Here is a 7,287-nt window from a genome sequence, read left to right as displayed (position 1 = left end):
CATGCTCGATAACCTGGCGAACTGCTTCGTCTTTAAATTCTTGCGGATATTTATTTCTCATAACACCTTCTATCTTACTTCATTTTCAAAATAAAAGATGTCTAGTTATTTGAGGGAAGATCAAACAATAGATTGAACGATTTAGAAAGTAGCATAGTTGATGACCAGCTTTCCTTTTCTCAACTATGTGTAGAAAAACATGATGAAGTAAGTGAGGCACTACCCCCTTTTATATCTGCCATAAGGCAAGAATTAGAATTAACGCCGCTAGATTTTGATCAAATAGGAAGCTTTTTAAGCGATATGAGCTCTACTTTTGATAGCTTTGTCGATGATATGAAAAAATACAATTAAAGCTTTGGTTAAATAATTATAAATTTCCCATTGAATTATGATAATTATTGAAAGGGATCGTTTTGTGGATTATATTACTAACAAGTCACATATTTTTGTTGTGACTGTCACACAGGAATTGATGACAAAGGGCTATTAAGGGAACACTTCCCTGAGGAGGTGACAAATGTTTGATTCTATTAAAAAATTCTTTACATATAAACCAAATACTGATGAAATCAAAGTTAAGGTTTCAGGTGGTAAGTATTTTATAGCTGATTTAAACTCACTTTCGAAAAGTGAAGTTGTCAAGCAGCAAGTAAAGCAAGCTAGGTCTTATGTAAAAAGAGCTAGTTGAGGAAAGCGCCTTAATGGCGCTTTTTTTATAGGGAAATTATGATTAAACCTACAGTTATTTTTATTATGGTTATCACTATTGCTGGCCATATCTACAGAAAGACTAACTATAAATTATATCCAAAATACGAGGCATCAGAGGGTTATCATACCTTTTTACTTGCAGCGTCAACTGGCATGTTGCTTTTTGTGTTTTCATATATTTTTGTAACTAATGTTTCTCATTATAGTTTTGCCAAGTCTATAGGAGCTTGGTTTAGTTCTAAATTAAGCATCCTGACCCCTTCTGTTGGTCAAAATTTTGAAATTGTTAATTTAATTTCAGTATTATTCTTCACAATTGTTTTCAGTTGGCTTGTGCCTAAACTTAAACTCTTTGTTGCTTCTTTCCGAGAAGACTCACCTCTTTACAACAGCTGGAAGGCAGCCGCGAGAAAAGATTTAACTCCTGAGTTTACTCATTTAGCATTTAATTCATGGGAATACGGGTTACCCGTAGCTTTAACTCTGTCTAACAATAAAGTATATATAGGTTATATTTCTGAAATTGGTATTGATAGCAATGATATACATTTGCTGCCAATTTTAAGTGGCTATAGATGTGATGATACAAAGGATCTTGTATATCTGATTGATTATAGCCCTGTAATTAGGCATATCCTTGAAGAGGAATGTACTGAAGGTAATGGAACAACAGATGTTGATTTAGCTAATGAGGAACTCGATAATGATGATTCATCGAGTACAATAGAACCCAATGATATTTATAAAAAGTTTGCAATTGCAATACCTCACCGAGAAATAATCCATGCAAACTTACATGATACAAAATATAAGAAACACTTTGATCGCTTCAGATATGATCGAAGTGAAGTAAAGGCTCAAACAGTTAAAATAAACTCAGAATTGATAAAGTAACTTTATAATCTCATATAAACACCCTCACATGCATTATTGGCAATTTTAGAAACTTTATTACTGACCGCTTTGGTAGTGAAACGGCAGAAAAAGTTGTGCCCGACTATGAATCAGAGTGTTAAAAGAAGAAGCCATTTCGGAAATTCACTTCCCCCAATCAAACACCCTAGCAACGCCTAGTGCTATTTCATGCAGCACCACAAATCCAGCGCCATATAGGGTAGCCCATACTGGGATGATGATAAAATCGAGGGTTGAAGTGGATGATGAAACGGCGACTTCTTGGTAATTTGTAAACCAAGGGTAAAAGCCGAAGCAATAAAAACACGGTTAGTGGCTGTAAAATTCATTGTCATTCCTTGTAATGTACTTACAACCACCCTAGTAAGCATATTTTTAATGACTATTTTACAGAACAATTTGCCTATTACAGCCGATGCTTTCTACAAAGTATTTATCATGACTTACTAGGATAAATCCGCCTTTAAAGTTTTGTAATGATTGAGCCAAGAGCTGTTTTGATTCAAGGTCTAGATGATTATCTGGCTCATCGAGTAACAAAAATGCTGTACTTTCAATATTACTGACGATACACATGGCGAGCTTCATTTTTTCACCGCCACTTAAATGTGTCGCTTGCTTGAATACGTCATGTTTTCTAAAGCCTAAGCTTGCTAATAATGTACGTGCGGTGCTCTCATCAAGGGTCTTACAGTAGAATTTTAAGTTATCAAGCAAAGTTAGCTCTGCCTTTATTAAAGAAAAGTACTGATCTAAATACAACAACGGGCTATTCCTATGTATGTGCCCTGCTCTCACTTTTAACTCACCTATTAAGGTTTTTAGTAGCGTCGATTTTCCTGCGCCATTTACACCAATTAAGTGTATTTTTTCATTATTGAATATTTGAAGGTTAATGGGGGTTTGCGACCCATATTGTAAAATTACGTTTTCAAGATTTAGTGCGTTGCGTTGTTTAGTGTCAGGATTATTAAAATAAAACTGCTGTTGTTTTATTTGTTCGAGCTGGTTAACTATATGTTTTTTATTACTATTAAGTAGCTCTTCTCGCTTTGCGGTATTTTTATTTTGCGAAGATAAATTAGCGCTCGCTTTATCTTTTTTAGCATCCATAAGCACTTTAGCTTGGCTACCAGATTTTCTTGTTACTGCACCTTTAGCGGCTCTTTTTGCTGCTTTTTGTTTGCTGCGCTGCTGCTCTAATAGCAGTTTATTTTGCTCTTTAGTAGTATGAGATAGCTTATTTTCAAGCGCTGCTAGCTGGTAGTTTTTTTGGGTTACGTAATCACTAAAACCGGTGCCAAACACTGATAACCCCATAGATGTGAGTTCCCATATTTCATCGGCTACTTGCAGTATTTCACGGTCATGACTTATTAAAAGTAGCTGCCCAGTGAATCGTTCTATGTGATTTAAAAGCCAGCTTTTACCTTGTTTATCTAAGTGGTTAGATGGTTCATCAAGGATTATAATGTCGTGGTGTATGGTAAATAGTGCCCATAATCTGAGTTGGCTTAGTTGACCTCCACTTAATGATGTTGCACAACTGTTCTCATTAATACCATAAATGCCTAAACGAGTTAACTCAGCATAAAATCGCTCGGGCAGATCCCAAAACCCATCAAGTAAGTTAAGTTCGTGCTCTGTAAAATGACCGTTATTTATTTGCTGTAATGCTTTGAAATAATGGTTAAGCCCTAGTACGTCTATAATCGTTTTATTTTTTAATGAGTAACTATCAACTAGTTGCTCATAAAAACCAAGTTGACCATTGCAAACAACATTACCCGACGACGGGATAAGGCGATTACAAAGTAGCGATGCTAATACTGACTTCCCTACACCATTTCGCCCTACTAAAGCTGTTGTTTTAGCATTTAACGACACTGAAATATTATTCAGAACTTGGCCGCCATTGGCGTGTTGATAAGATAAGTTGGCTGCTTGTAATTTTGGCATACTGCCTCCTGTTATACAGGGACAGTAATGCAATTCGTTTAATTATAAAGCTAATTGAACTAAGCGTATGACCACCAAAATGGTAATTGATTTATACTACTGACAAGAGTGAGCAACGCCTACTAGCCCTGTTGTTCCAAAGAAAGATGTAAAAATGGATAACAGGTTTAGTTGTTCATGTTGGCTATTACTCCTAAAATTATGCCCTTCATACTAGCCAGTTAGTATTAAATTGGCAACAATTTATGTTAGGGTTTGTTTGATATTGCATTAAAGGAAAGGATTTTGAAGCACGTTAACTGTCAAGCGATAGCCAATAACCCAACGCAAATAAAACTTAAGATAAATGAAAATAAACGTGTATTTATTATCAGTGATCTCGATGCTAATTTAGCTAAGTTTGAGCAAGCTTTAGTCGCTGTCGATTTTGATGAAAGCAACGATGTTTTATTTTCACTTGGTGATGCAATAGATAGAGGCAACGACAATTTTGCGTTGTTATCACGCTTTAAAGAGCTGGGTGTTTATATGACACTGGGTAATCATGAGCACATGATGCTTGAGTCGCTACTTGCCGATGATCATAGCTACTATTATCTATGGGTTGAAAATGGTGGGCGTTGGCATACTCAAGCAACCGATGATGTATTAAAAGCGATAACTGAGCAGCTTTTACAGTGCCCTCTTTCTTATTTGCTTGACTATGCTGGTATGCAAATAGGCTTGTCGCACACAGTATCTGCAGATTGGAATTGGCAAGCTCCTAGTGAGCATAAACCATATGCCGCGGCATCGTTGTTGTGGGATCGCACAATTGTGAAACAAACGATAACAAAGATAAATGCCAGCATAGACTTTTCTGTGCATGGCCATAACACCACTGCTGAACCTTATTGGCTTGGCAACACTTATCATATAGATACTCATTATTTGAGTGGCAAGCCTACCATTGTTGAACTTAAACCACTCATTAAAGCATTTATGCAGCTAAATTCAGTCTAAGGTTGCAACCTGTGTTAATGCATGTACTTCAAGATATTGTTTATAGGCCAAACGAGCATGCCATAATTGCTCATTATCTTGCTGAATAAATATAAGTGGCCCTGAGGTTTCTTTTGCTAAGCGGTTTAATTTAATATATTCACTGGTGTCGATGATACCATCACTAAAATACTGTTCAGCGGTATATAAAAACACATTATCTTTATATACATCACTGTGCCAAATTAGCGAACGATACATACTAGCACTGATTTCAGTCGGTTTTTTATTCGACTTATATAGTTTTAGCTCTGTATAAATCGAGTTACCTGTAAAAACAATCCCAATTAATGAAAGGGTTGTAAGAGTCATCATCCATTTCATACTTCTATCCCTGTTAAAAGCTCTATTTTAACTATAGGAGATAATATGAATGATTTACCGTTTATTTAATCAATTTGGCTGGTTATAAGTATTTACAAAATACTTAATTATTGTTTTATAAGTACCTATTTTATGTATTAGGTTTTACAACCTAATACATAAGTATTTAAATTAATGTAGTGCCGCGGTAAACGGAATTTTTTTACAAATTTCAGCTTCGGCTACAAGAATTTCTTCTAATCGGGCATCCACTTCGTGTTTATCAAAATACTCGTACGCTAACTCTACAAATAGGTTTTTGTGCTTTTCTTCAGACTTTGCAATTGCAACATAAAACTCTTTTTCTTTGCCCGGTGGCAATGCTTCAGCGACCAATGAAAAGCGTTCATGGCCTCGAGCTTCAATTACACCTGCAACGAGTAAGCGGTCCATTAAAAACTCATCACGACCGTTTCTGAATACCGCACGAATTTGTTTGATATAAGGATCTTTTTGGTCATTACCAAGTGAAACATCACGTTCCATTAATAACTTAAGTACTTGTTTAAAATGTATCATTTCTTCAAGAGCTAAGTCTGTCATTGCTTTTACAAGCTTACGACGGTCAGGATAATGCGATAGCATTGACATTGCCATACCTGAGGCTTTCTTCTCAGCAGCGGCATGATCTTGTAAAAAGGTATCAAAATCTGCCAAGACACCTTCTGTCCACTCAAATGGAGTGTGATATTTTAATTCAAACATGATAACGAACTACTTAACTAACAATGGCGGCGATTTTAGCGTATTTCTGTTATAAAATCTTGTGATTGTAACCAAGTGACTTATCAATTTTGCCGTTTCTGGTGGAGGCAATTTTATCGGGGTGTTTAATATCATTCCAAGCCGTTACTTTACCACCCATATTTAGCTGCTCGAACTGTATATCTGCATCTGTAACTAAAAATGTCTGTAACGCTTTAGCGCTGTGTGGCTGTGCAACATTTAACGTTAATAGGTTGGCTTTTTTGTCTTTAAAGAAATTAGAAACACGTTGTTGATGTTGCTCATAGCAGTTAATCAAATACTCATCAGACTGAATATCTGCTAACGAATATTTACCAAATGTCTCAAAGTAGCAACGCTTTAAATGCGTGTTAAAGCCTCCGTCACTTCGCATTAAATTGGTGTGCATTCGGGCCAGCAGTTGACGGATCGAAGGTACCCATTTAGACAAGTCTCGTTCAAGGTTAATAAAGCGGCTATTAGCAAAGTGCGCATCTAATAACGGGAATTCGCTAAAAACAGGAGTATCAGCAATAACGTCTGCTTCTTTTAAGGCTGTTTCGGTATACGCTGTGTGGGCCGTTTTATAGCCCAATTGTAAAAAACTATGGCACAGACTGGTAGTGCCTGTGCGAGGTAGGCCAATAATAAATATTTTGTTGTTCATTTAACTTTTTGGATCGGTAACCATAAGGACTTATCGCCTACAGGGGTTAGCGGTGGTAGTTCTTTGTTTTCTAATTCTACAATAATCTTGTCATGAATATGGGCGTTTTCTATTAATTTACCATTGTATTTAAAAAAGATTTCATCGAACTCACCGCTTTCTATCATTATGCGTAAGCCTTTATTGACTGCTTTTGCAACTGCGGTGTTGTCTTTGTTGAAGAAGAAATAGATTGGGCTGGTGTATTTCAACATTAAATGAGGCAATACAACCAGAGGCATTTGTTGCTTAAAAACTGCTAGTTCATCTTCAATTTCAAGCACAGAGCGTGGGAATAAGTCGCCCCGGCCTCTGTCGAGCATAACAAACAACGAATCAAAGTTTCCTGACGTTGATATAACCAAGCCATTGTCACGCAATATTTGGGTATCGGGCCAATCTTGTCCTTGTACAAAGTAAACTTTCTTTAAATCGTCGAGGGTTTTTAGCCGGCTTAAATAAGGTAGTTTCGGCTCTGTTGTGAACATTAAACGCCAACCAAACAAGCCTTTAAATATAGGAACACGAACCGGCAGTAACTTGTCTTCTCTTACTTTGTTAGTCATAGTCCAGGTGACATCGATATCACCGCCATGTTCAATTTCTTTTAATACCCTATTTTGACCTAATAACTTTGGTGCAGCAGTTAGTTTGTATTTGTAGCCACTGCGTTTTAGTGCTGTATCCAACAAAATAAGTGGGTAATAAACTTCTTCAACTAAACTGGGCAAGGTTTTAGGATAAATTATATTTAAAACTTTTGGTGGAATAGTTGATTTTTTGACATGAGCTGTATCTTCTGTGCTACCGGCAACTTGATTCGAAACAAATACGAATGCAATCGTAAATACAACTCTTATCAT

General features: G+C 36.4%; 9 protein-coding genes. 4 read left to right on the top strand and 5 right to left on the bottom strand.

Annotation, left to right across the window (positions count from 1 at the left end):
- The first annotated feature begins 132 nt into the window (after window positions 1-132).
- The 3 genes from AAEU31_RS14155 to AAEU31_RS14145 all read left to right on the top strand — a co-directional run bounded on the left by AAEU31_RS14155 (window position 133) and on the right by AAEU31_RS14145 (window position 1,608).
- Window positions 133-354, top strand: a complete 222-nt coding sequence (locus tag AAEU31_RS14155) for a hypothetical protein (protein WP_421967557.1) — start codon at window positions 133-135, stop codon at window positions 352-354.
- Between the two features lie 166 nt (window positions 355-520).
- Window positions 521-691, top strand: a complete 171-nt coding sequence (locus AAEU31_RS14150) for a hypothetical protein (RefSeq protein ID WP_171041546.1) — start codon at window positions 521-523, stop codon at window positions 689-691.
- A gap of 38 nt (window positions 692-729) precedes the next feature.
- Window positions 730-1,608: a hypothetical protein gene (locus AAEU31_RS14145; RefSeq protein WP_421967556.1), complete on the top strand. Its 879-nt coding sequence runs from the start codon at window positions 730-732 to the stop codon at window positions 1,606-1,608.
- Between the two features lie 408 nt (window positions 1,609-2,016).
- Here AAEU31_RS14145 and AAEU31_RS14140 read toward each other — a convergent pair whose 3' ends face one another.
- Complete coding sequence (locus AAEU31_RS14140) at window positions 2,017-3,588, bottom strand: ATP-binding cassette domain-containing protein (RefSeq protein WP_421967555.1); 1,572 nt, start codon at window positions 3,586-3,588, stop codon at window positions 2,017-2,019.
- A gap of 285 nt (window positions 3,589-3,873) precedes the next feature.
- On the opposite strand from AAEU31_RS14140, the gene AAEU31_RS14135 reads away from it, so the two are divergent.
- The gene (locus tag AAEU31_RS14135; RefSeq protein WP_421967554.1) at window positions 3,874-4,590 is read left to right on the top strand and encodes a metallophosphoesterase; all 717 of its coding nucleotides are present in this window, start codon (window positions 3,874-3,876) and stop codon (window positions 4,588-4,590) included.
- Here the strand turns inward: AAEU31_RS14135 and AAEU31_RS14130 are convergent.
- The 4 genes from AAEU31_RS14130 to AAEU31_RS14115 form a co-directional block, all read right to left on the bottom strand.
- On the bottom strand, window positions 4,582-4,953 hold the full coding sequence (locus tag AAEU31_RS14130) for a hypothetical protein (protein ID WP_135924525.1): 372 nt from the start codon (window positions 4,951-4,953) through the stop codon (window positions 4,582-4,584). The two genes, AAEU31_RS14135 and AAEU31_RS14130, sit on opposite strands and share 9 nt — an antisense overlap.
- A gap of 171 nt (window positions 4,954-5,124) precedes the next feature.
- Window positions 5,125-5,697 carry a MiaE family protein gene (locus tag AAEU31_RS14125; RefSeq protein WP_135924522.1) on the bottom strand — a complete coding sequence of 191 codons (573 nt, stop codon included), beginning with the start codon at window positions 5,695-5,697 and terminating at the stop codon, window positions 5,125-5,127.
- Between the two features lie 49 nt (window positions 5,698-5,746).
- On the bottom strand, window positions 5,747-6,385 hold the full coding sequence (locus AAEU31_RS14120) for a sulfotransferase (protein WP_421967553.1): 639 nt from the start codon (window positions 6,383-6,385) through the stop codon (window positions 5,747-5,749).
- Entirely contained in the window at window positions 6,382-7,287 is a 906-nt protein-coding gene (locus AAEU31_RS14115) for a substrate-binding periplasmic protein (protein ID WP_138556944.1), read from the bottom strand. Before AAEU31_RS14115 ends, AAEU31_RS14120 begins: the two co-directional genes overlap by 4 nt.

The sequence above is a fragment of the Pseudoalteromonas thalassia genome (assembly GCF_049257215.1).
In the GTDB taxonomy this organism is placed as follows: Bacteria; Pseudomonadota; Gammaproteobacteria; order Enterobacterales; family Alteromonadaceae; genus Pseudoalteromonas; species Pseudoalteromonas lipolytica_C.
Note: the sequence above shows the minus strand (reverse complement) of the source record. Positions and strands in the feature narration are given on the sequence as shown.